Origin of the sequence: Achromobacter agilis, assembly GCF_900496965.1 — a bacterium.
GTDB lineage: Bacteria > Pseudomonadota > Gammaproteobacteria > Burkholderiales > Burkholderiaceae_B > Achromobacter > Achromobacter agilis.
On the sequence record NZ_UFQB01000025.1, the window covers coordinates 38243 to 60212 of the forward strand.

The window sequence follows — 21970 nt, forward strand, 5'->3', positions numbered from 1 at the left end:
AAGATATCCGGGACCACTACCCGAGGAGATAGAGTGTTGAAGCGGATGATTCTGGCGACCGCGCTGTCGCTGGGCCTGGCGGGGGGCGCGCAGGCGGCGCCGAACTGGCCCAATGTGCCTTACAGTTATTACGCGCGCGAAGAAAACCTGCAGACCCTGCTGCGCGAATTCGCGGGTGGTTTCAGCCTTTCGCTGCAGATGGGGCCCAACGTCGCGGGCACGGTCAACGGCAAGTTCAACGCCAACACGCCGACGGAATTCCTGGACCGGCTGGGCGGGGTATATGGCTTCAACTGGTTCGTCTACGCCGGCACGCTCTTCGTCAGCCGCACGAACGATATGAAGACGCGCTCGGTCAGCGCGATGGGCAGTTCCATCAGCGCCTTGCGCCAGGCATTGCAGCAACTGGGCATCCTCGATCCCCGCTTCGGCTGGGGCGAGCTGCCAGACCAGGGCATCGCGCTCGTGTCTGGTCCGCCCGGCTACGTGGATCTGGTCGAACGCACCGTCGCCGCGCTGCCGATGGGCGCCGGCGGCCAGCAGGTGGCGGTGTTCCGCCTGAAGCACGCCTCGGTCAATGACCGCACCATCAGTTACCGCGACCAGAAGGTCGTGACGCCCGGCCTGTCCACCGTGCTGCGCAACCTGATTACGGGTGGCGGAGGCGGGAACAACAATGAAACCCTGGCCGCCATCGCTGCGCCGCTGCGCGAGAATCCGCCCGCCTTCCCGCAGGTCAACGGCGGGCCCGCGGCCGACAGCGCGCCGACCCTCGCCGCGGCAGGCATGCAGGCGCCGGCCCCGGTGGGCAAGCCGGGCTTGCGGTTGCGCGAGCCGACCGTGCAGGCCGATGCGCGCCTGAACGCGATCATCGTGCAAGACATCCCGGACCGCATTCCCATCTACCGCAGCCTGATCGAACAGCTGGACCTGCCCAGCACGCTGGTCGAGATCGAGGCGATGATCGTGGATGTGAACTCCGACCTGGTGAACGAGCTGGGCGTCACCTGGGGCGCCCGCGCCGGCTCCACCAGCTTCGGCTACGGCAACCTGGCGCTGTCACCCAGCGGCGGCTTGCCGCTAGATGGCGCAGCGGGCTTGTCGCCCGGCACCATCGGCGTCAGCGTGGGCAGCAATCTGGTGGCCCGGCTGCGCGCGCTGCAGACCAAGGGGCAGGCCAACATTCTGTCGCAGCCGTCGATCCTGACGGCGGATAACCTGGGCGCCATGATCGACCTGTCGGATACGTTCTACATCCAGACGCGCGGCGAGCGCGTGGCCACCGTGACGCCAGTTACCGTGGGCACGTCGCTGCGCGTGACGCCCCGCCACATCGAATCGCGGGATGGCGCGCGGGTCGAGCTGACCGTGGACATCGAAGACGGGCGAATCCAGGAAGAACGCCAGATCGACAATCTGCCCACCGTGCGCAAGAGCAACATCAGCACGCTGGCCGTCGTGGGCAACGACCAGACGCTGCTGATCGGTGGCTACAACAGCAGCCAGAACACCGAACAGGTCGACAAGGTGCCGTTCCTGGGGGACATCCCGGGCCTGGGCATCTTTTTCTCCAACAAGTCCAAGACGGTGCAGCGCCGAGAGCGCTTGTTCCTCATCCGCCCCAGGGTGGTCGCGGTCAATGGCGAAGTGGTGGGCACGCCCGGCGGCGCGTCGAACACGGCGCCCATGCTGAACGCGACCTGGAACGGCGGCGACAAGCCGATGACGGCGGGCCAGTACCTGGACCTGGCGCAGAGCCAGCGTACCCGCGTGCTGTTCGGACCGAACGTGGATGTGCGCGACAGCGGCGGGCCGGTGCGCGCGTCGGAGTGGCTGCAGATGTCGCCCGCGGCGGAACCCTTGCTGGAGGGAAAGTCGAACGCCACGCAAGGGCCGGTCATCCAGGTGCAGCCGGTGGCCGCGCCGGGCACCGGACGGGCGCCCTGACAGGGCGGCGGGCGGCTCAGCCGTCCAGCCGCAAGCCCTTCTGGGCCAGTTTGTCGCGCAGCGCCGAGCGGGCGCGCGACAGGCGGCTGCGCACGGTGCCGATGGGTACCGTCAGCAGCGCGGCGGCTTCTTCGTAGGAGATATCGTCCAGCCCGACCATGAGCAGGATGTCGCGCATGTTCTCGGGCAGTTCGTCCAGGGATTCCTGCAGCAGCGCCATGGTCTGGTTCTGCTCGAGGACGCGGTCGGGAGAGGGTTCGGCGGAAGCCTGCTCTTCCAGCACGCTGTCGCTGACGAAGGTGTGGCGGCGTTCAGGCGCGCGTGAAAGGTGGTTGCGGACCAGGTTCAGCGCGATGCCGTAGAGCCACGAAGACAGCTGCGATTCGCCGCGGAAGTTGCGGTACGAACGCGCGGCTTCGACGAAGGCCTGCTGGGCCAGGTCTTCGGCTTCGCTGGTGTTGCCGATGTGCTTGATGATGAAACGCTGCAGCCGGCTGGAATGGTCGCGAACCAGGTCGCGCAGCAGGTATTCGTCGCCCGGGCCCCAGCCCGGCCCCGCTTCGTCGGAGCGAATGGGCGGCATGTCCACTTCGGAAGAAGCGGGTGTGCTGTCGCTGGGGTAGGTCATGGGGTGGCGAAAAGAAACGTTTCTTAAGCTACAAGTTACTACCGTGATAACGAATTATCGCAGCTTAACTCCGTCACAATATTTCGAAAATCGAAATATTGGGCCAAAAGTCGGCTTTATATAGCTAGATATGTAAAAACAAGTAAATGGTTTTCGTCTAGTTCCGCCAGGCGGAAGCTAGAGGGTCTTGAGCAGGTCCCGCAGCCAGCCGGCGGCGGTCGCCAGCGGCACCGGGCTTTGCCCTGACCGCGCCGCCTGGTCGAAGCGCGCCTCCATGGCCTGGTCGAGCGCGGCCCGGCGTTCGGCGTCCAGGGCCGATGGCGCCACGCCGGCATCCTTGCATGCCTGCTGGAACGTGGGGGTATTGCCAGCGGCGGAAGCCGCCAGGCGAGTCATGAAGTCCACGCCCGACAGGGCATGGCCGGAGGTCTCGGCCATGTCGATGGCGGCGGCGATGGTGCGGGCCGACAAGGGCTTGCCGGGGCTGGGCTCCAGGCCCAGCTCGCGCGAGACGGCGCTGGCGATGCCCTGGCCGTAGCTTTGCGCCAGTGTCTGCGCAAACATCGCGGTCGTGTCGACATCAGGAGCAACCCAGGCCACGCTGCGGCCGCCGGGCGTGGTGCCCATGCCCAGGACCTGCAGTTTGCCGCCGGCGATATCGACGTACACGTCCTGGCCGCCTTCCGCCGCTTTGGCGAAGGCGTCCAGGGAAATGAATGGCGACGAAGGGGTAACCGATGAAATTGTCATGCAGCCAAGAAATCCGGCGTGTCCGATACGTGGCCGTGGTGGTCCTACGACCCTGTGCGTGAGTAACCCGAGGTCTACTTTAGTTCCACGGCCGGGCAATGCGCTTTATTTTATGTCATCGGGCATGCGGGTTCGAAACACGGGGTTACTGCGCTTCGTAGACCTCGTCGGCCGCCAGCAGGATGTCCACGGGGGGGTCGAAGCCGATCACGCGCGCCGTTTCCAGGTTCAGCGCGATCTTGGCCGGGTCGATCCACACCTGGGAGAGGCCGCGCGGCTTGGCGCCATTGAAGATGCGGGCCATCGTCTCCGCGTAGAACAGGCCCACGTACGAGTAGTCCGCCTGCGCCAGGCTCAGCAGCAGGCCGTGCTTGACCTCCTCGGAGCCCAGCATCGAAAAGCTGGGCACGCGCGCCTGGCGGAGAATCTCGGCCACGGTGTCGATGGACGCAGGCGTGACGCCGCGGTGCACGGTCACGTAGGCGGCATCCACTTGCGGCGCAAGCTTGGCATAGCATTCCATCGCGTTGCGCGTGGCGACCTCGGGCGGGATGCCGTTGGACGGCGCGTTGCAGGACAGCACCTCGAAATGCTGTTCGCGCGCCACCTGTTCAACGGCCTCGACGGCGCTGTAGGTCCGGCCTTCCGGGCTGTCTTCATAGACCAGGCCCAGCCGCTTGAAGGGCACGATCTCGTGGAACAGGCGCACCTGCCGCTGATAACGTTCGGGCTGGACGCGGGCATGCAGATTGTCTTGCCCGCTGTCCTGGGCCGAGCGCGTGATGCGGGCCCCGATGGCGTCGCTGGTGGAGGCAACGATGGTCGGCACGGGCGTGCCCATGGCGGCCATGTCCTGGCCTGCCCAGGTGCCCATGGCGATGATGAGGTCGATGTCGCGTTTGGCCGTGAGGCGCTGCTTGATCGCGTCGCGCACCGCGGGGCGCTGCGCCGCGTCGAAGTTGCCGGGCTGCCACCAGGCGTCGCGCACGAATTCCAGCGTGTCGCTGCGGGCATTGTCGGCCAGGAATTCCCACATCTGCCGGCCGTTCAGCCCGTCGGGCATGGCGGGCAAGGTCAGCCAGCCGAGCTTCTGCAAGCCTTCGACCGTGACGCGCAGGGTGCGGGGGTACTCGCTGTAGTCGCCGCTTTCGAAATAGCCGATCCGCCATTTTCCGCCGTCCGGTTTGGCGGCGGGCTTGGTCGGGAACACTTGGGCGGCGGGCGCCGCGGCCGTCTGCGCCATGCTTGCCGCGGGCGCCAGCAAGGCCAGGCAGAGCATCAGGGTGGGCAGCGATTTCTTCATGGGCGGCGGATCACGATCAAGGTGATGTCATCGGATTGTTCCGCGCCGTCGGCGAAAGCCTGCACGTCTTCGAGCAGGCGCTTGGACAGATTGGCCGAAGGCACGGGGGGATTGGACAGGACGGCCAGCAGGCGCGGGTCGCCGTACTGGGCGTTGTTCGGGTCGACGGCCTCGGTGATGCCGTCGGTGTAGCCCACCAGCACTTCGCCGGGCGCGAGCACGGCGGACAGGCCGCGGTATTCAAGGTCTTCCTGCACGCCGCAGGCGGGGCCGCTGCGGCCTTCCAGCAGGCGCACCGCGCCGTCCGCGCCGATCACCGCGGGCGGCAGGTGCCCCGCGTTGGCCCACTGCAATTCACCGGTGGTCAGGTCCAGCACGCCCAGCAGCAGCGTGACGAACATCATGTTGGGATTGTTCTCGGACAGGCGGTTGTTGATCTTCTGCATCATCAGCGCCGGGTCCGTTTCATCTTCGGCCGTGGCGCGGATGAGCGTGCGGGTCACTGCCATGAAGAGCGCGGCGGGCACGCCCTTGTCGGATACGTCTCCGATTGCCAGGCACAGGCGCCCATCGGGCAGCGTGAAATAGTCGTAGAGATCGCCGCCGACTTCCTTGGCCGGCAGCATCACGGCATTCAGGTCGATCTGGTCGCGCGTCGTGTTGGACAGGGGCACGGGCAGCAGGCCCAGCTGGATCGCGCGGGCGATGTTGAGCTCGCTTTCGAAGCGCTCGCGCGCGGTGGTCTCGCGCATCAGGCGGGCGACGTTCTCGCGCAGCTTGTCGTTCATGAACAGGAAAGAGGCGGCCAGCCGGCCGACCTCGTCTTTGTGCTTGTCCGGCAGCGCGGCGATGTTCGCCGGCACGCTGGCTGCGGCCGTCAGGTCCTGTTCGGGCAATTGGCGCGCATAGCGCGTCAGCGTTTCCAGCGGCCGCACGATGCGCGCTGCCACCAGCCAGGCGCACACCAGGGCCACCAGCATCATGCCTGCGAAGATCAGGGCCTGGCGGTTCAGCAGTGTGCGCGCCGGCGCGGTCAGGTCGCTTTCCGGCACCGCCGTCACCAGCGTCCAGCCCAGCGGCGAGAAGCGCGCGCTGTCGATCTGCCAGGGGCCGCCGCCGCCGTCGAACCGCAGGCTTTGCTGCTGGCCGTCCACGCCCTGGCGGGCCAGCAGGCTGCGCAGCGTGGCGCCCTTGCTGTCGCGGGCGTCCAGCAGGCCGGCCTGCTGTTCGGGCAGGGGCACCACCATCCGGCCGTCGTCGGCGGTGATGAAGATGAAGCCGGACTGCGCGAGCGTCAGCTTGGACAGCATGCCGCGCACTGAGTTTTCCATTTGTTCGCGGCGCGTCTGGATCTGATCGATGACGTCCTGCGCGCTGTCGGTGATGACGAAGACCCAGTTCCATGGCCGGAAGTAGCCGAAATAGGCATAGCGCGTTTCGCTGTCGCCGCGCTGCGCGGAAGGCGGCCAGCGGTAGATGGCGAAGCCATAGCCGGACGTGCGGCTTTCGTCGTACAGCGCCTGGGCGAGCGGACGGTTCTTGAAGTCCGACAGCTGCGACAGGTCGCGGTCGATCATGTCGGGATTGCCGCTGGCCACCACCTGGAAATCGGCGTCGTAGGCGAAGGCGTAGCGCCGGTCGTCCAGCTTCAGGCGGTTGATCCAGGCGCGCGCCATGCCGCGCGCGGCGCCCGGCGTCATGAGGCCGCGCTCGGCCATGTCGGCGTAGGAATTCAGCGCGGCGGCGACCACCGTGCCGGTCTGCATCAGCTGCCGGCGGCCGCTGCGCACCGTCGTGATCTTGTCGGTCAGCAGCGCGCCCCAGCGGGCCTCGGCATCGCGCAGCACCAGCTCCATCACGTTGCTGACGGCGTGGCGTTCGCTGTTCATCACCGTGCGCGTGACGTTGCGCTGCGTCGTCAGCATCACGAATGCAGCCACCGCGAGGAGAAGCGCTACGACCAGAAGAAAAATCTTGCTACGTAGCGACCTGGCGGGCATGGACGTGACGACGGTGGAAGAACGTGAGGGTGTAAAAAAAGATGCAATTTGCATTAATTGTAAATACCATTGTCGCCCGTGTGTAAATACTTTGCGGTGCTTCAGCCTCATGCGTAGCGAGCCTATTCAAATCGTGCTGGAAGGACTGAGACGCCGCCCGGTACTCGAAGTCACGCTGGCCTGTCTGGCCGTCCTGTTGCTTGCGCAAACGCTGATTGGCGCGCTGAGCCTGTCCGCGCTGAACCGGCTGGTGGTGGACACCACCGCCGACCGAGTGGAAGTCATTGCCCGCCGCGCGGCGGGCAATATCGAAAACGGATTGCGGCTGGGCAAGCCGCTGGAGCAATACTTCGGCCTGCGCGACGGACTCCAGGACAGCGTGTCCGGATCGCGCGGCCTGCTCGGCGCCGCCGTATTGCGCGCCGATGGCCAGACGCTGGCCGTGCAGGGCGAGCTGCCCGATGGCGCCGTTGCGATTGCGCAGGCGCTGGACGGCGCAAGCCGCGACAGCCGCGCGACGCGCCGCGCGTCCGGCGCGCTCATGTCGGTGTCCGACGGCACGGTGACCCTGGCCGTGCCCCTGGCGGGCGCGGGCGGCAACGTCGTCGGCGCCGTGGTGCTTTCGGCGTCCAAGGACGGTGAAGCCAGCCGCCGCCTGATCGTGGATAACCTGCAGGTGCTGCTGGCCGTCACCGCGCTGGTCGGCCTGGGCCTCGCGGCCGTTTTCAAATACCTGGTGCCGCTGACTTCCCTGGCCGCCGGCGGCCGGGCGCGCTTCGTCGTGCCCTTGCTGGCGCTGATGCTGGCCCAGGGCGTCTATGCCGCCTACACGATCTCCACATTCCGCACGGGCTGGCTGGAGGTGACGCGCAACAACGTCGGCCTGCTGGCCGAAGGCTTGCAGCGCGATCTGAACCGCGTGCTGGGCTACGGCCTGACGCTGAATCGCCTGCGTGGCGTTGAAGCGCCGTTCTCGCGCCTGGCCGCGACGTTTCCCGCCGTGGCGCAGATCGATCTGGTGGATGGCGATGGCCGCGTGCTGAGCCGCGCCGATGCGAACGGCGCGCTCGATGTGGCAGGGCTGCCGGTGGCGCGTCCGCAATCCGGCGATCTTGCGCTGGTGCTGCCGCTGGGCGCGTCGAATTCCAATCCGCGCGCGCGCGGCGATCTGGTGCTGCGCTTGTCCGATGACGTGATCGCGGCCGGTGTGCGCAGCCGCGCGCTGGATGCGGTAACCGTGGTGGCCGTGGCGCTGGTCGCCGCCATCGAGATGCTGCTGTTGCTGTCGCTGCTGATGAACCGCGCCTTCGCTTCGCGGGCCACCTTGCCCGACGGCAGCCGCGTCGGTCCCGATGACGAATCCGAGATCGGCCGCATCGCCCGGCCCGTGATGTTCGGCTTCCTGTTCGCCTGGGCCTTGCCGCTGGGCTTTCTGCCGCTGTATGCGCGCAGCCTGCCGGCGGGCGGGCTGGACCTGCCTGCGAATCTCTTGTTGGCGCTGCCGATCTCCGTCGAGATGGGCTGCGGCCTGTTGACCTCGCTGCTCGCCGGCAGCCTGACCGACCGCAAGGGTTGGCAGGTGCCCGTGCTGGCCGGGCTGGCGGTGTCGTGCGCGGGCATGCTGGCCTGCGCGGCGGCAGGCAACCTGTTGATGTTCAGCGCGGCGCGCGGCCTCGTGGGCCTGGGCTATGGCCTGACCTGGATGGGGCTGCAGGGCTTCATCGTCACGCGCAGCCCGGCACAGTATCGCGGGCGCAACATGACGGGCGTGATCGCCGGCCTGTTCGCGGGCCATCTTTCCGGCGCGGCCGTCGGCGCGATGCTGATGGAACAGACGGGCTTTCGCGCCGTATTCGGCGTGGGAGCGGCGATGCTGGTGCTGCCCCTGGCCGGTGTGCTGGTGCTGATGCGTCCATACATGGACCGCGGCCGCAAGCAGGCGGGGCAGGTGGCCGCGCGCACGCGTGCGCGGCTGTCCGACACCTTGCGGTTGCTGTGCACGCGCGACTTCGGCTTGCTGCTGCTGGGCAGCGTCATCCCTTTTTCGATCGCGCAGGTAGGCCTGCTGTCGTTCGCGCTTCCGCTGTATCTCGAAGCCGAGGGCGTGGCCGCGTCCAGCATCGGGCGCGTATTGATGATCTATGGTCTTTGCGTGATCTACGTGGGGCCGCTGATGGGCCGCGTGGTGGACCGCAGCCGCATCAAGAAAAGCTGGATCGTGCTGGGCGGCCTGGTCGGCAGCGTGGGCATGCTGGGCCTGTACTTCAACAGTGGGCTGCTGGCCGCGGCCGCGGCCGTGTTGCTGCTGGCGCTGGCCAGCTGCTTTGCCGGCGCCTCGCAAGCGCCCTACATGCTGGCGCTGCCGGACGTGCAGCGCTATGGCGCCGCCGGGGCCACCAGCGTCATGCGCGCGGCCGACAAGCTGGGCCAGATGGCGGGGCCGCTGGTGGTGGGCGCCATGTTCGGCGCCGCGGGCATGGGCGCGGGCCTGGCGGCCACCGGCATCATCTATCTGTGCGCGACGCTGCTGTTCCTGATGCTGGCGCCGGCCCGTCCCCGGGACGGCGCGGCCTGAACACGCGCTGTCCGGCGGACGGGCGGGCGCGTTTGCGCCAAGCCGGGCGCGGCCGGTCAAGGCCCGGCGTCCCGGCCGGCCAATTGCACCGGCACGCGCGCGCTCAGGCCCGTGAGCAGTTCGGCTGCGATGGTGCCCGCCGAGGCCGCCACGTCTTCCACCGCCAGTCCCGATGCGCCCCATAGCGTGACCGGGGCGCCGATGCAGGCGTGCGGAACCGGCCCGAGGTCCACGGCCATCATGTCCATCGACACGCGTCCCAGCAACCGCGTGCGCACGCCGTCGACGATGACCGGCGTGCCGGTGGGGGCATGGCGCGGATAGCCGTCCGCGTAGCCGCAGGTGACGATGCCTACCGTGGTGGCGGCGGGCGCCATGAATGCGCCGCTGTAGCCGACGCCCGCGCCGGCCTGCACACGCTGTATGCCCACGATCTGCGAGTGCAACGACATCGCGGGGCGCAGGTCCAGCTGGGCCGCGCTTAGGTCGGCGAACGGACTGGCACCGTACAGCGCCAGTCCGGGACGCACCCATTGCGTGCCGGCGGCGCGCGCGCCGTGCCGCAGCAGGGCGGCCGAATTGCTGGTGGAAACCGGGCCCGGCAGGCCGGCGATTACGGCGCGGAAGGCGGCATCGGCGGCATCCACGCCATCGGATTCGTCGGCGCGCGCGTAATGGTTCAGATGCCCGATTTCGCCGGCGAGGCCGCGCCGGGCAAGGGCACAGGCCGCCTCGAACGCGGGGCGGTAGTCATCGGCCGAGAAGCCCGTGTGATGGATGTCGCCGGCATAACGCAGCCAGAGGGCGGGGCGCTCAGCCAGCGGCGCATGCGCCAGCCATTCGAGCTGGGCGGCATGCGTGATCACGAGGTGCAGGTCCAGCGAGTCGAGCAGCAGCGCATCCGCCGGCGAATAGAGGCCGCCGTAGACCAGGATGGGGCCGTTCCAGCCGATACGGCGGCAAGCGCGCGCCTCGTTCAAGTGCAACACCGCCAATCCATCCGCGCCGCGCAGGGCGGGCAGGATGCGCGCCACGCCATGCCCGTAGGCGTCTGCCTTCACCGTGGCCCAGAGCCGGGGCGCGCCGGGGCCGGCCGGCAGCGTGGCGCGCAGGCGCGCCAGGTTGTGGCTCACGGCGCCCGCGTCGATGCGGGCATGCAGGGGGCGGGCGATCAGTCCTTCCGGGCGATAGGGGGCATTCACGGGCGGCATCAGTGCTGGGGCGTCGCGCAACCGGCGCGCAGTCCATGCATGAGTGACAGTTGGGCCCGTTTCGTTCGGTACTTTCTATCTATGAGGAAGAAAAACCGATAGCGTGGTTCGATCGATCGCGCGCCGCGCCTAGCCGGCGCGCGCGACGAGCGTCAGGCGATTCCGGCCGCCGCTGCGCGCATAGCGCAGCTCATCCAGGTAATGGCGCATGAGCCGCAAGCCATGGCCGCCGATCTCCGCTTCGTCCAGAGAGGCCGCCAAGACTGGCGGAGGCGTTTTCGTGGGATCGTGCGGCCGGCCGTTGTCCACGATCTCCAGCGCGATCCCGGTCCCGTCCTGCCGGCAATGCAGCGTTACCGCGGGAGGCGTGCCTGCGGTTGCGGGGTCGTCGAAAGCGTAGTCCACGATGTTGGTCAACGCTTCGTCCAGGCTCAGCGACAGCCCGAAGCCCAGCTTGGGCGGCCATGCGTCGCGTTCGGCAATTCCTTCGAGCCATTGCAGCGCGGCGGCAACGGCGTTCTGGTCAGGAACGAGGTCCAACGTATCGGGCTGAGGGGGCATGAGTCGCCTTGCGTTCAGTGGAGCACGTGCAGGCGCAAGTATGCACGATAGCCATGCATGGCGAACAGAGCGTGAGAGAGTGCGCCGGCTCGCGTATCATCTCGCCATCGCGCCGCCGTCCTGCTGCGCAGGTGCCGGGCGCCGGCCACTTTTCGGGAACCGCTATGAATCTCGCAATAGAAAAAATCGGAGAAGTCCTGGTTGTCTCGCCCGAAGGCCAGATCAACAGCGCCAACGCGGGGAGCGTCGAGTCCGACCTGCTGGCCCACGTGGAAAAGGGCGAAAGCCGTTTCGTGCTGGACCTGTCCAACCTGAACTACATCTCGAGCGCGGGCCTGCGCGTCGTGCTGGTGCTGGCCAAGCGGCTGAAGCAGGGCGCCGGCGCGCTGGTGCTGTGCGCCCTGCAGCCGCATGTGCGTGAAGTGTTCGACATCAGCGGTTTTCTCTCCATCCTGACGGTCGTCGATTCGCGCGATGACGCGGTGGCGAAGGTGGCCTGACGCGCAGGCTCAGCCCTTGCGGTGTTCGTAGGAGGTATCCAGCACGTCATCTTCAGGGGTGATGATGCCGGGTTCGCCGGGTTCCGCGATGGCGCGTCCGCGTCGCGGCATGCCTGCGACGAGCTTGCTGCTCTCATCGGGCATCGGCATGACTTCCGTGCCTTTGCGCGGATCGACGGGGGCGGGTTTTTCGGTTTCGGCTGCCTTCGCGGCATTGGGATCTGGGGCAGTTTTCAACATGATGTTTGCTCCGCTTGCGGGCGTCCCCGGATGGCGACGCGCCTGATTCCAGTTTCATCTTAGGACGGCGCGGCGCCGAGGTGGCGCACTGGCTTGTCACGATTGCAAGGGGCTGTTGCAGGGCCCGAACCTTATAATTTCCGGCGCCTCGCGGCTTTGCGGCATGGCGCCAGGTTTTCACATTTTCCATACGCCTACCTTGACTGAATCCGTCGAACGCTCCGTCCATGCAGAACTCGTCGCCGTGCTTGTCGCCGTCACCAACGGCGAGCCCCGCGTGCTGACGACGGAAGACGCGCGCGCCTTGCCGGCAGGCCCTTTCGAGCTTTCGCACCGTTCGCTGCAGGCGGGCCTGCGCGCCTGGGTCGAAGCGCAGACGCACCATCCGCTGGGCTACGTCGAACAGCTCTACACCTTCGCCGACGGAGACCGCTCCGACGAATCGGGCGCGCGCGTCATGTCGGTGAGCTACCTGGGGCTGACGCGCGAGGCCGGCGAAACGGGCGTGGCGCAGGTCGGCTGGCAGGACTGGTACCGCTACTTCCCTTGGGAAGACCGCCGGACCGGCACGCCCGCGCTGGTCGAGGAACTGATCGTGCCGCGGCTGGCCGCCTGGTGCGAAGACAGCGCCGACGCGGCCGTGCGCACGCGCCGCCGCCAGCGCGCCGCCATCACGTTCGGGCTGGACGGGGCGTCGTGGAACGAAGACATGGTGCTGCAGCGCTACGAATTGCTGTTCGAGGCGGGGCTGGTGCCCGAAGCGGCGCGGCGTGGCCGCGGCAGCGGCGCCGCAGTGCCGGGCGAGCCCATGCGGCATGACCACCGGCGTATCCTGGCCACCGGTATCGCGCGCCTGCGGGCCAAGATCAAGTACCGGCCCGTGGTGTTCGAACTGATGCCCACGCAGTTCACCTTGCTGCAATTGCAGTTGGCGGTCGAGGCATTGGCCGGGCGCGGGCTGCACAAGCAGAATTTCCGCCGCCTCATCGAACAGCAGGCGCTGGTGGAAGAAACCGGCGAGATGGCGACCGGCACGGCCGGCCGGCCCGCCAAACTGTTCCGCTTCCGCCGCGACGTCTTGCTCGAGCGCGCGATCGCCGGCAGCAAATTGCCCCTGTCGCGCGCGCTTTGACGCTTGACAAGGCTTATGCTCGCTCTTAGCATAAATGGTGCGCAATTCCCGCGCGCCTTTTTTTACTCTTTAAATACTCAAAATGAGCATTAAAGCCGCAGCGCCTTCGACCGCCTCCCGACTGGCCGTCCCCTCTTTGCCGGAAGTCATGCTGGAGCCGCTGGTGCGCGCGGCCCTGCTTGAAGACCTGGGCCGCGCAGGCGACCTGACCACCGATGCCATCGTGCCGGCCGATGCCGTGGCGGAAACCCGCCTTGTGGCCCGCCAGGACGGCGTGCTGGCCGGGCTGGACCTGGCGCGCCTGGCGTTTCGCGCGATGGATCCGGACATCGAATTTTCGGTAACGCAACGCGACGGCGCGGACCTGCGGCCCGGCACGGAAATCGCCCGCATACGCGGTAATGCCCGCGCCATGCTGACCGCCGAGCGCGTGGCCCTGAATTTTCTGTGCCACCTGAGCGGTGTGGCCAGCGCCACTGCCTCCATCGCGCGCGCCATCGCGGGCTATGGCGCCCGGGTCACCTGCACGCGCAAGACCATGCCGGGCCTGCGCGCCGTGCAGAAGTACGCGGTGCGCGTGGGCGGCGGCAGTAATCACCGCCACGGGCTGGACGACGCGGTGCTGATCAAGGACAACCATATCGCGCTGGCGGGCGGAGTCGCCACGGCGGTCGAGCGCGCCCGGGCCGGCATTGGCCACATGGTGAAGATCGAATTGGAAGTGGACACGCTGGAGCAGCTGGAAGTGGCGCTGTCCCTGGGCGTGGACGTGGTGCTGCTCGACAACATGAGCCTCGAAGACCTGCGCCGCGCCGTCGCCATGGCGCGCGGCCGCGCCATTACCGAGGCATCGGGCCGCATCACGCCCGAAACCGCCGAGGCGGTGGCGGCCACCGGCGTGGACCAGATCGCCGTCGGCTGGATCACCCATAGCGCCAAGGTGCTCGATATCGGTCTGGATGCCTGAATCTTCACGTCACAAGTCCGCAACATGAAACGCCTGTTTCAATCCGCCTTTCCGATAGCCGCCCTGTCGCTGGCCGCCTGCGGCAATCCGCCGTCGGGCGAAGCGCCCAAGGACGCGGTCTATCCGTCCCACCCGATTACCATCGTCGTGACGTTCCCGCCCGGAGGCGGTACCGATCTGCTGGCGCGCCGCATCGGCGCCAGCCTGCAGGAGCAGTTGGGCCAGCCTGTGGTGGTGGAAAACCGTCCGGGCGCCAGCGGCAATATCGGCGCGCGCGCCGTGGCCGAGTCGCCGCCCGACGGCTACACGCTGTTGATGGTGAACAGCTCGTTCGCCATCAATCCCGGGGTGTACAGCAATCTGGGTTTCTCGCCTGGCAAGGATTTCACGGCGGTTATCAACGTGGCCTTCGTGCCCTCGGTTTTCGTGGTGCCGGCCGCCTCGGACCTGCATGGCCTGGGCGATGCATTGGCGGCGGCCAGGGCAGGCAAGCCCTTGCCGTTCGCATCTTGCGGCAATGGCACGCCGCAGCACCTGGCGGGCGAGATGCTGGCGCGCGCGGCCGGCGCGCCCTTGCAGCACGTGCCCTACAAGGGGTGCGGACCGGCGCTGACCGACGTTGCGGCGGGGCAGGTGGGCATGGGCGTGGTCACCGCGTCCAGCGCCGCGCCGCTGATCGCGGCCGGCAAGCTGCGTGCCCTGGCCGTCACGTCGCCGGCGCGCTCGCCGCTGATGCCGGCCGTGCCGACGGTTGCCGAGCAGGGCGTGCCCGGATATGCCCTGGACCAGTGGCATGGACTGCTGGCGCCCGCGGCCACGCCGCCAGCGGTGGTGGCCAAGCTGAACGCGGAGGTGGCGAAGATCGTCCGTCGCCCCGATGTGCAGGCGTCATTGCGCGAGCAGGGTTTTACGCCGGCAAGCAGCACACCGGGCGGGTTCCAGGACATGATCGCCGCGGACATGGGCCGCTATGGGGCGCTGACCGCGTCGATCGGCTTGCGCGCGGACTAGGCGGAGGCGGCCCGGGCGTGCTGCTCCAGCTGTTCTTTCAGGCCGGGTTGTAGCTTGAGCTGGCGCGCCAGTTCGTCCAGGTAGGCGCGCTCCATATAGCTTTCCTCGTCCACGACCAGCAGGCTGGCCAGGTACATCTCGGCGGCCATTTCGGGCGTGCGGGCGGACTGCGCCACGGCGGCCGGATCCAGCGGACGGGACAGCTCGGTCTCGAGCCAGCTGCGGTCCTGGGCATCCGAGGACAGCTTGGCGAGTTCGGTTTCGAGCAGGGCGCGTTCTTCGGGGCCGATATGGCCATCGGCCTTGGCCGCGCCGATCATGGCGGTCAGCACGGCGGTGCTGTGCTGTTCGGCTTCCGGCGCGGGCAGGCGGTCCAGCGTCTGGGGCGGCGCGGCGGGGGCGCCGGCCTGGTTGCGCTGCCAGTCGCCGTAGGCACGGTAGGCCAGGGCGCCCAGCGCCGCCATGCCGCCGTACATGGCGACCTTGCCGCCGATCTTGCGGGCCTTCTTGCTGCCCAGCAGCAGCCCGAGGGCGCCCGCGCCGAGCGCGCCGCCGCCCAGGCCGGTCAGGAAGGACGAGTTTTTGCCGCCTGTGGCGCTCTGCACGCGGTTGGTGGTGTCGGACAGCAGGCTCTGCCCGGATTGCAGCAATTGATCGAGGAGTTGTCTGGCGCTCATGCGGCCCCCTTTAGGTGTTTCGGGTATGGCGGATAGGAATATCCGACCGCCTGCGGGCCAGGAAGTTCAGCTTCCGGTCAGCCGCTGCCGAACGGGCATTGGGGACGGACATCGGGCAAGTGCTACAACGTGGGCTGGGGCCGCCGTTGCGGCCCGCGTCAGAGCCCAATCCAAGGAGATCCGTTCCATGAGCATCCGTGTGCGCCAGAATGCGCCTAACTCCCTGCTGTTCACCGCCACGGCCGAAGGCCATGAGCTGCCGCTGGCGATGCCGCAGCCGCAGGGTGAAGGCCCCGATCCGCATGATTACTTCGATACCGCGCTGGGCGGCTGCAAGGCGATGACGCTGATGGTCTATTCGCAGCGCAAGGGCCTGCCGTTGGAGTCGGTGGGGGTGGAGGTGGTGCGCGATGCCAGCGAAGAACGCAAGGGCGTCTACCGGCTGACGGCAAAGCTGACTCTGAATGGCGAACTGTCGGATGCGCAGATCGACGAGCTGCTGGCGGTGGCCGAGAAATGCCCGGTCCACAAACTGATGACGGCGGTGGACGTGCAGGTGTCCACGGTGGTGGTGCGGCCGGCCTGAGCGGCCGGACGCGGCAGGCCGCGCGCAGGGCGCCGCCCGCGCCGGCGATCAGCCTTCCATGCCGGGGACGACGGTGGAGAAGCCGGCGTCCACGTGGGTGATTTCGCCCGTCACGCCGGCGGCCAGGTCCGACAGCATGAACGCCGCGACGTTGCCGACTTCTTCGATGGTGACGTTGCGGCGCAGGGGCGCCTGGGCCTCGACGAACTTCAGGATGGCGGAGAAGTCCTTGATGCCGCTGGCGGCCAGCGTCTTGATGGGGCCGGCGGAAATGCCATTGGCGCGGATGCCGAGCGGGCCCAGCGCGGTGGCCAGATAGCGCACGCTGGCTTCCAGCGAGGCCTTGGCCAGGCCCATCGTGTTGTAGTTCGGGACCACGCGTTCGGCGCCCAGGTAGGTCAGCGTCAGCACGGAGCCGTTGCGGCCTTGCATCAGCGGCAGGGCGGCCTTGGCCATGGCGGGGAAGCTGTAGGCCGAGATGTCGTGCGCGATGCGGAAGGCTTCGCGCGACAGGCCGTCCAGGAAGTTGCCGGCGATGGCTTCGCGCGGGGCGAACCCGATGGAGTGCACCAGGCCGTCCAGGCCGTCCCAGTGCTTGCCGAGCTCGGCGAAGGCTTCTTCGATCTGGCTGTCTTCGGCCACGTCGCAGGGCAGCACGATCTTGCTGCCGAATTCGGCGGCGAATTCGCCCACGCGGTCCTTGAAGCGGTCGCCCACGTAGGTGAATGCCAGTTCGGCGCCCTGCTGGTGACAGGCGCGCGCGATGCCGTAGGCGATGGATCGGTTGGAAAGCACCCCGGTGACCAGGATGCGCTTGCCGGCGAGAAAGCCCATATATCTATCCTTTGATTTTTTCCCTTCTGGAATCCGCCTATTTTAAGGAGTTTGGCGGCCCATCGATGAAAGAAAAAGAGGGCGCGCCCGCCTTGGGGTGCGCCCTCTTGCCATTCCCGGCACGGTCAGCCGCGGGCGTTGGTGCCCGGGACGCGCAGCGGGGTGCCTATCTTCAGGGCGCTGCCCTTGATGTTGTTCAGCGCGCGCAGGGCGTCGACCGAGGTGCCGTATTGCTTGGCCAGCGAGAACAGCGTATCGCCCTGGCGCACCTTGTGAGTGCGCACGTTCGGGCGGGCGCTGGCGACGCGGGCGGCCGGCGTCTGCGCGCCGCGGCTGCGCGCCGCGGGGGCCTTGTCGTTGGACGGCGACGATTCCAGGGCGCCGACCGGGGGCGCCAGCGAGGCCAGTTGCACGCCGCCTGTGCCGGAATCGCCCGGCACCAGCAGGGATTGGCCGGACGCGGACTTCTGGCGCGAGCCGATGTCGTTGGTCTGGCGCAGCGTGGCTTCGCTGATGCCGAACCGCTTGGCGATCGAGGCGTAGGATTCGCCCCGGCGCGAGTGGTAGATCTTCCACGCGCTGAGGTCGCCCTTGTAGTTGGTCAGGTTGGCGTTGAAGATTTCGACGCGGTCGGCCGGCAGCAGCAGGGTGGGGCCGTGGTCGCCGCGGATGACCGGGCGGTTGAAAGAGGGATTCAGCGCCTTGAATTCGTCCAGCGGCATTTCGGCCAGCTTGGCGGCGATTTCCAGGTCGATGTCGCTGTTCTTCTGCACCGTCACGAAGTAGGGCGTGTTGCCTACCGGCGGCAGGGCTACCGCATAGCGCTGCGGGTCGGCGATGATGTTTTTGATGGCCTGCAGCTTGGGCACGTAGTTGCGGGTCTCGTCGGGCATGTTCAGGGACAGATAGTCCGTGCCCTGCCCGGCGGCCTCGTTCTTGGCCATGGCGCGCTGCACCGAGCCTTCGCCCCAGTTGTACGAGGCCAGCGCCAGGTACCAGTCGCCCTGCATTTCGAACAGCTTTTCCAGGTAGTCCAGCGCCGCGTTGGTCGAGGCGATGGGGTCGCGGCGCTCATCGCGCCACCAGTCCTGCTTCAGGTTGAAGTGCTGGCCGGTGGCCGGCACGAACTGCCACAGGCCGGAGGCCTGGGCGCGCGACAGGGCGGTGGGGTTGTAGGCGCTTTCGACGAAAGGCAGCAGCGCGAGTTCGGTCGGCAGGCCGCGGCGATTGATTTCGTCGACGATGAAATACAGGTACTTGCCGGCCCGTTCCGCCATGCGCTGCACCGACTCGGGGTGGGACGCGTAATAGTCGGTCCACTGCTGCGAGAGGTCGGTGTTCAGGTTGGGGATGGCGAAACCGCGGCGGATGCGATCCCAGGCGTCCGCGGGCGGATTGGTGAGGTCGACGGTGCGGGAAGTGTCGCGGGCGATGTAGCGCCCTTGGGAATTGGTGGTGAGGTTCTTGCTGTCGGGGGATTTGGTTCCTGCGCAACCGGCGAGGACTGCCAGCATGAGCGGCAGAAGGAGTCGGGATAGATTCATCGGGCTGTCACTTGAATTCGTTCTTCCATTCACGAAGGGAGGCAAAGACCTCTACCGGCGTAGCGTGGTTGTGGCCTGCCCAGCGTTCTGCCGCTTGGACGACCTCGATTTGTTGCGTGCGCAAAAAAGGATTGGTCGCGCGTTCCTGACCGATGGTCGATGGAAGCGTGGGAAGACCTTCTGCTCGTAATTGCCGGGCCCGCTGATGCCATTGCTGCAGGTTGCGGTTGGCCGGTTCGACTGCCGACGCCCAGCGCAAGTTCGCTAGAGTGTACTCGTGCGCGCAAAAAACCTGTGTATCTGGCGGTAAAACGGAAAATTTTTCCAAAGAATCAAGCATTTGCGCAGGAGTTCCTTCGAAAAGGCGGCCGCAGCCCCCCGCAAACAGGGTGTCGCCGCAGAACAAAACGGGTTCCACGCCGGCCGCACGGCCGGTATAAGCGATGTGGCCGGCGGTGTGGCCGGGCACGTCCAGCACGCTCAGGTCCAGGTCCAGTTCCGGTATTTCCACGCGGTCGCCTTGCGCCAGCGGCACGTCGCAGCGCGGCAGGCGTTCCCGCGCCGGGCCGTATACGGTGATGCCCTCGATGCGGGACAATTCGGATACGCCGCCGACATGGTCGCCATGATGGTGCGTGAGTAGAATGGCGCGCAGCCTCAGGCCTTGCTGCTCGAGCAGCCGCAGCACGGGGCCGGCCTCGCCGGGGTCCACCACGGCGGCCTGGCCGTCGCGCACGATTGCCCAGATGTAGTTGTCGGAGAAAGCGGGTAGCGGCAAGACCGCGGCGTTGCGCTCGCGGCCGCCTGAAGGGGCGGTCAAGGCTTGCATGGGATTCGAAGGATATAGAACGTGGCAGAAGATACTCCGCCGATTGTAGAACTGGCCGAATGGTTCCAGACGCCGCCGGGACAATACGTCCTGGCCTGGGAGCGGGCGCAGTTCGACGCGGCTGTCGCGGACGTGTTCGGATATTACGCCTGGCAGGTCGGTTTGGCCGACATGAATCTGCTGCGCGCCAACCGCATGCCGTTCAAGGGCTACGTGGGCACCGAGTCGCCGTCGGCGGACGACGGGGCGGGCTGGCATTCCCGGGTGGTGATCGCCCAGCCGGAGGCATTGCCTTTCGAATCCCAAAGCGTGGATCTGCTGATCCTTCCGCACGCCTTCGAATGCACGCAGGAGCCCCACAACGTGCTGCGCGAGGTCGAGCGCGTGCTGGTCCCGGAGGGGCGCGTGGTGATCTCGGGGTTCAATCCCTGGAGCATGTGGGGCGCACGCACGCGCATGCCCGGCATGGAGCCCTGGCTGCCCCAGCCGCCGTCGTCCCAGGTGTCGCTGCCGCGCTTGAAGGACTGGTTCAAGCTGCTGTCGCTCGAGGTCGAGGAAAGCCATTTCGGCTGCTACGCGCCGGCCTGCCGCAGCGAAAAATGGCTGCAGCGCTGGTCCTTCCTGGAGTCGGCCGGTACCCGCTGGTGGAGCGTCGGCGGCGCCGTTTATCTGGTGTCGGCCGTCAAGCGCGTGGCCGGTATGCGTATCATTGGCCCGGCCTGGAAGACCAGGACCAAGCCCAAGCGCGCGCGGGCGGCGTCGGTGGTGGTCAACCGCCAGGCGGACGACGGCTTCGACCGCTCCTGAGCGGCCGGCCGGGACGGAATCAGCACGAACAAGGAAAACCAGGCAGCACCATGCAGGACAGCAAAGCGAACGAGCAGAAAGTGGAAATGTGGACGGACGGCGCCTGCAAGGGCAATCCCGGCCCGGGCGGCTGGGGTGTGCTGATGCGCGCCGGCAGCCACGAGAAGACGCTGCATGGGGGCGAGCTCCAGACCACCAACAACCGCATGGAGCTGCTGGCGGTCATCCAGGGCCTGCGGGCGCTCAAACGGCCGTGCGTGGTCACCATCCACACGGATTCCCAGTATGTGATGAAGGGCATGACCGAATGGCTGGCCAACTGGAAGCGGCGCGGCTGGATGACGGCGGACAAGAAGCCGGTCAAGAACGCCGAACTGTGGCAGTTGCTGGACGAGCAGGTGGGCCGCCATACGGTGTCCTGGCGCTGGGTGCGCGGACACGCCGGGGATCCCGGTAACGAACGGGCCGACCAACTGGCCAATATGGGCGTGGAAGCGGCCCGCCGGGCCTGATTCCTTTGCGGCCGCCGATTGGCTGCGCCGCCTCGACTCCCGACTGAGGCGTGGCGGGAATCGGCGCAAGGCATTGGGATATACCCTCAATTGCGCCTTCCGGGGCGAATTTAGTTCTTTCATCCGGCTTCTGGATTGTTCCAGTATGTAAGTCCGGGTGCTAAAGTGCCAACCCTCATTCCCGTTCCTGCGGCGCCGTCCGCGCGGCCTGGCTCGCGCTTGCGCCGCGATACCGCCATATTCGCGCATGAAAAAAGCAGTTCTGCTGGCCGCCGTCGCGGCAGGGTTGGCCGCGGGGGCCGCGCTCGGTGTTTTTGTGCCGCGCTGGCTCGCGTCCGGAACCGTCAGTCCACAGCCTGGCGCCGTCGAGGCGCCCCTGGTCACGCGCGTCGCGCCTGTCCGGGTTGAAGTGGCCGCCGTCCAGGAGATTCCTTTCGCGCGCGGCATCTCGGCCGTGGGCAGCCTGCGTTCCGACGAATCCGTCGTGCTGCGGCCCGAGGTCGCCGGCCGGATCCAGTCCATCGAGTTCAAGGAAGGCCAGCCGGTCAAGCGCGGCGAGGCCCTGATCCGGTTGGACGATTCCGTGCCGCGGGCCGAACTGGCCCAGGCGCGGGCCAACCTCACCCTGGCGCAAAGCCATTACCGGCGCTCCGTGGAACTGCAGGGCAAGGGCTTCGTCAGCCAGCAGGCCCGCGACGAGGCCGCCAGCACACTGAAGGTGCAGGAAGCCGCCGTGGCGCTGGCGCAGGCGCGGCTGGACAAAATGACGATCACGGCGCCGTTCGGCGGCATCGTGGGCCTGCGCAGCGTCTCCGTGGGCGACTACGTGAACCAGGGCCAGGATCTGGCCCCGCTGGAGGCGATCGACCCGCTCAAGGTGGATTTCCGTGTGCCGGAAATGTATTTGAGCAAGGTGGGCGTGGGCCAGCAGCTGACCGTGCGCTTGGACGCGTTGCCGGGCCAGGAGCGCCAGGGCATGGTCTATGCGGTCAGTCCGCTGGTTGACGCCGGGGGCCGGTCCATCTTGCTGCGCGCCACCGTCGCCAACAAGGACGCCGTGCTGCGCCCGGGGATGTTCGCCCGCGTGCAGCTGTTGTTCAGCCAGGACAAGGCGCTGGTCGCCCCGGAAGCCGCGCTGTCGCCCTCGGGCGAAACGCAGTACGTTTACCGGGTCAGGAACGGCGTGGCCGAGCGGCGCGAGGTCACGATCGGCGAACGCCGCGAGGGCCGCGTGGAAATCCTGACCGGCGTGGCCGCGGGCGACCATCTGGTGGTATCCGGCCTGCAGCGCGTGACGGACGGCGCGGCCGTGACCGTGCTGGGCAACGGCGCGTGACGCCGGCCCCTCTCCATTCT

General features: G+C 67.5%; 21 protein-coding genes. 10 read left to right on the plus strand and 11 right to left on the minus strand.

Going from position 1 to position 21970, the window contains the following annotated elements:
* Nucleotides 1-45: 45 nt before the first annotated feature.
* On the plus strand, nucleotides 46-1947 hold the full coding sequence (gene sctC / locus AGI3411_RS24025) for a type III secretion system outer membrane ring subunit SctC (protein WP_129529898.1): 1902 nt from the start codon (nucleotides 46-48) through the stop codon (nucleotides 1945-1947).
* A gap of 16 nt (nucleotides 1948-1963) precedes the next feature.
* Here sctC and AGI3411_RS24030 read toward each other — a convergent pair whose 3' ends face one another.
* From AGI3411_RS24030 to AGI3411_RS24045, 4 genes are all read right to left on the minus strand, one after another.
* A complete protein-coding gene (locus AGI3411_RS24030; protein WP_244240444.1) occupies nucleotides 1964-2575 on the minus strand; it encodes an RNA polymerase sigma factor in 612 nt (203 codons plus the stop codon).
* 177 nt (nucleotides 2576-2752) lie between these two features.
* Entirely contained in the window at nucleotides 2753-3325 is a 573-nt protein-coding gene (locus AGI3411_RS24035; protein WP_129529836.1) for a BspR family type III secretion system anti-sigma factor, read from the minus strand.
* Between the two features lie 145 nt (nucleotides 3326-3470).
* The gene (locus AGI3411_RS24040; RefSeq protein ID WP_129529837.1) at nucleotides 3471-4628 is read right to left on the minus strand and encodes an ABC transporter substrate-binding protein; all 1158 of its coding nucleotides are present in this window, start codon (nucleotides 4626-4628) and stop codon (nucleotides 3471-3473) included.
* Complete coding sequence (locus AGI3411_RS24045) at nucleotides 4625-6628, minus strand: SpoIIE family protein phosphatase (protein WP_129529838.1); 2004 nt, start codon at nucleotides 6626-6628, stop codon at nucleotides 4625-4627. Before AGI3411_RS24045 ends, AGI3411_RS24040 begins: the two co-directional genes overlap by 4 nt.
* A gap of 109 nt (nucleotides 6629-6737) precedes the next feature.
* On the opposite strand from AGI3411_RS24045, the gene AGI3411_RS24050 reads away from it, so the two are divergent.
* A complete protein-coding gene (locus AGI3411_RS24050) occupies nucleotides 6738-9203 on the plus strand; it encodes an MFS transporter (RefSeq protein ID WP_129529839.1) in 2466 nt (821 codons plus the stop codon).
* A 56-nt stretch (nucleotides 9204-9259) separates the two neighbouring features.
* On the opposite strand, the gene alr is transcribed toward AGI3411_RS24050, so the two are convergent.
* Nucleotides 9260-10414 (minus strand): alanine racemase, encoded by a 1155-nt coding sequence (gene alr, locus AGI3411_RS24055; protein ID WP_129529840.1) that lies wholly within the window; start codon nucleotides 10412-10414, stop codon nucleotides 9260-9262.
* 129 nt (nucleotides 10415-10543) lie between these two features.
* A complete protein-coding gene (locus tag AGI3411_RS24060; RefSeq protein ID WP_129529841.1) occupies nucleotides 10544-10975 on the minus strand; it encodes an ATP-binding protein in 432 nt (143 codons plus the stop codon).
* A 164-nt stretch (nucleotides 10976-11139) separates the two neighbouring features.
* Here AGI3411_RS24060 and AGI3411_RS24065 point away from each other — a divergent pair, with 164 nt between their 5' ends.
* Nucleotides 11140-11475 carry an STAS domain-containing protein gene (locus AGI3411_RS24065; RefSeq protein WP_129529842.1) on the plus strand — a complete coding sequence of 112 codons (336 nt, stop codon included), beginning with the start codon at nucleotides 11140-11142 and terminating at the stop codon, nucleotides 11473-11475.
* A 9-nt stretch (nucleotides 11476-11484) separates the two neighbouring features.
* Here AGI3411_RS24065 and AGI3411_RS24070 read toward each other — a convergent pair whose 3' ends face one another.
* Entirely contained in the window at nucleotides 11485-11715 is a 231-nt protein-coding gene (locus AGI3411_RS24070; RefSeq protein WP_129529843.1) for a hypothetical protein, read from the minus strand.
* Between the two features lie 163 nt (nucleotides 11716-11878).
* Between AGI3411_RS24070 and AGI3411_RS24075 the strand changes: the two genes are divergently transcribed.
* The 3 genes from AGI3411_RS24075 (at nucleotide 11879) to AGI3411_RS24085 (ending at nucleotide 14825) form a co-directional block, all read left to right on the plus strand.
* Entirely contained in the window at nucleotides 11879-12847 is a 969-nt protein-coding gene (locus AGI3411_RS24075) for an NUDIX hydrolase (protein ID WP_129529844.1), read from the plus strand.
* Between the two features lie 82 nt (nucleotides 12848-12929).
* Nucleotides 12930-13814: a carboxylating nicotinate-nucleotide diphosphorylase gene (gene nadC, locus AGI3411_RS24080; protein WP_129529845.1), complete on the plus strand. Its 885-nt coding sequence runs from the start codon at nucleotides 12930-12932 to the stop codon at nucleotides 13812-13814.
* A gap of 24 nt (nucleotides 13815-13838) precedes the next feature.
* The gene (locus AGI3411_RS24085; protein ID WP_129529846.1) at nucleotides 13839-14825 is read left to right on the plus strand and encodes a tripartite tricarboxylate transporter substrate binding protein; all 987 of its coding nucleotides are present in this window, start codon (nucleotides 13839-13841) and stop codon (nucleotides 14823-14825) included.
* Here the strand turns inward: AGI3411_RS24085 and AGI3411_RS24090 are convergent.
* A complete protein-coding gene (locus AGI3411_RS24090; protein ID WP_129529847.1) occupies nucleotides 14822-15502 on the minus strand; it encodes a tellurite resistance TerB family protein in 681 nt (226 codons plus the stop codon). The two genes, AGI3411_RS24085 and AGI3411_RS24090, sit on opposite strands and share 4 nt — an antisense overlap.
* Nucleotides 15503-15689: 187 nt before the next feature.
* On the opposite strand from AGI3411_RS24090, the gene AGI3411_RS24095 reads away from it, so the two are divergent.
* Nucleotides 15690-16088: an OsmC family protein gene (locus AGI3411_RS24095; protein ID WP_129529848.1), complete on the plus strand. Its 399-nt coding sequence runs from the start codon at nucleotides 15690-15692 to the stop codon at nucleotides 16086-16088.
* Nucleotides 16089-16136: 48 nt separating this feature from the next.
* On the opposite strand, the gene fabI is transcribed toward AGI3411_RS24095, so the two are convergent.
* The 3 genes from fabI to gloB all read right to left on the minus strand — a co-directional run bounded on the left by fabI (nucleotide 16137) and on the right by gloB (nucleotide 19295).
* A complete protein-coding gene (gene fabI, locus AGI3411_RS24100; RefSeq protein WP_129529849.1) occupies nucleotides 16137-16922 on the minus strand; it encodes an enoyl-ACP reductase FabI in 786 nt (261 codons plus the stop codon).
* Between the two features lie 125 nt (nucleotides 16923-17047).
* Complete coding sequence (locus AGI3411_RS24105; protein ID WP_129529850.1) at nucleotides 17048-18466, minus strand: transglycosylase SLT domain-containing protein; 1419 nt, start codon at nucleotides 18464-18466, stop codon at nucleotides 17048-17050.
* Nucleotides 18467-18473: 7 nt separating this feature from the next.
* On the minus strand, nucleotides 18474-19295 hold the full coding sequence (gene gloB, locus AGI3411_RS24110) for a hydroxyacylglutathione hydrolase (protein ID WP_129529851.1): 822 nt from the start codon (nucleotides 19293-19295) through the stop codon (nucleotides 18474-18476).
* Nucleotides 19296-19316: 21 nt separating this feature from the next.
* Here gloB and AGI3411_RS24115 point away from each other — a divergent pair, with 21 nt between their 5' ends.
* The 3 genes from AGI3411_RS24115 to AGI3411_RS24125 all read left to right on the plus strand — a co-directional run bounded on the left by AGI3411_RS24115 (nucleotide 19317) and on the right by AGI3411_RS24125 (nucleotide 21950).
* Nucleotides 19317-20102, plus strand: coding sequence for a class I SAM-dependent methyltransferase (locus AGI3411_RS24115; RefSeq protein ID WP_129529852.1), 786 nt, complete (start codon nucleotides 19317-19319; stop codon nucleotides 20100-20102).
* A gap of 50 nt (nucleotides 20103-20152) precedes the next feature.
* The gene (gene rnhA, locus AGI3411_RS24120; RefSeq protein WP_129529853.1) at nucleotides 20153-20614 is read left to right on the plus strand and encodes a ribonuclease HI; all 462 of its coding nucleotides are present in this window, start codon (nucleotides 20153-20155) and stop codon (nucleotides 20612-20614) included.
* 247 nt (nucleotides 20615-20861) lie between these two features.
* Nucleotides 20862-21950, plus strand: coding sequence for an efflux RND transporter periplasmic adaptor subunit (locus AGI3411_RS24125; RefSeq protein WP_129529854.1), 1089 nt, complete (start codon nucleotides 20862-20864; stop codon nucleotides 21948-21950).
* Nucleotides 21951-21970: the final 20 nt, after the last annotated feature.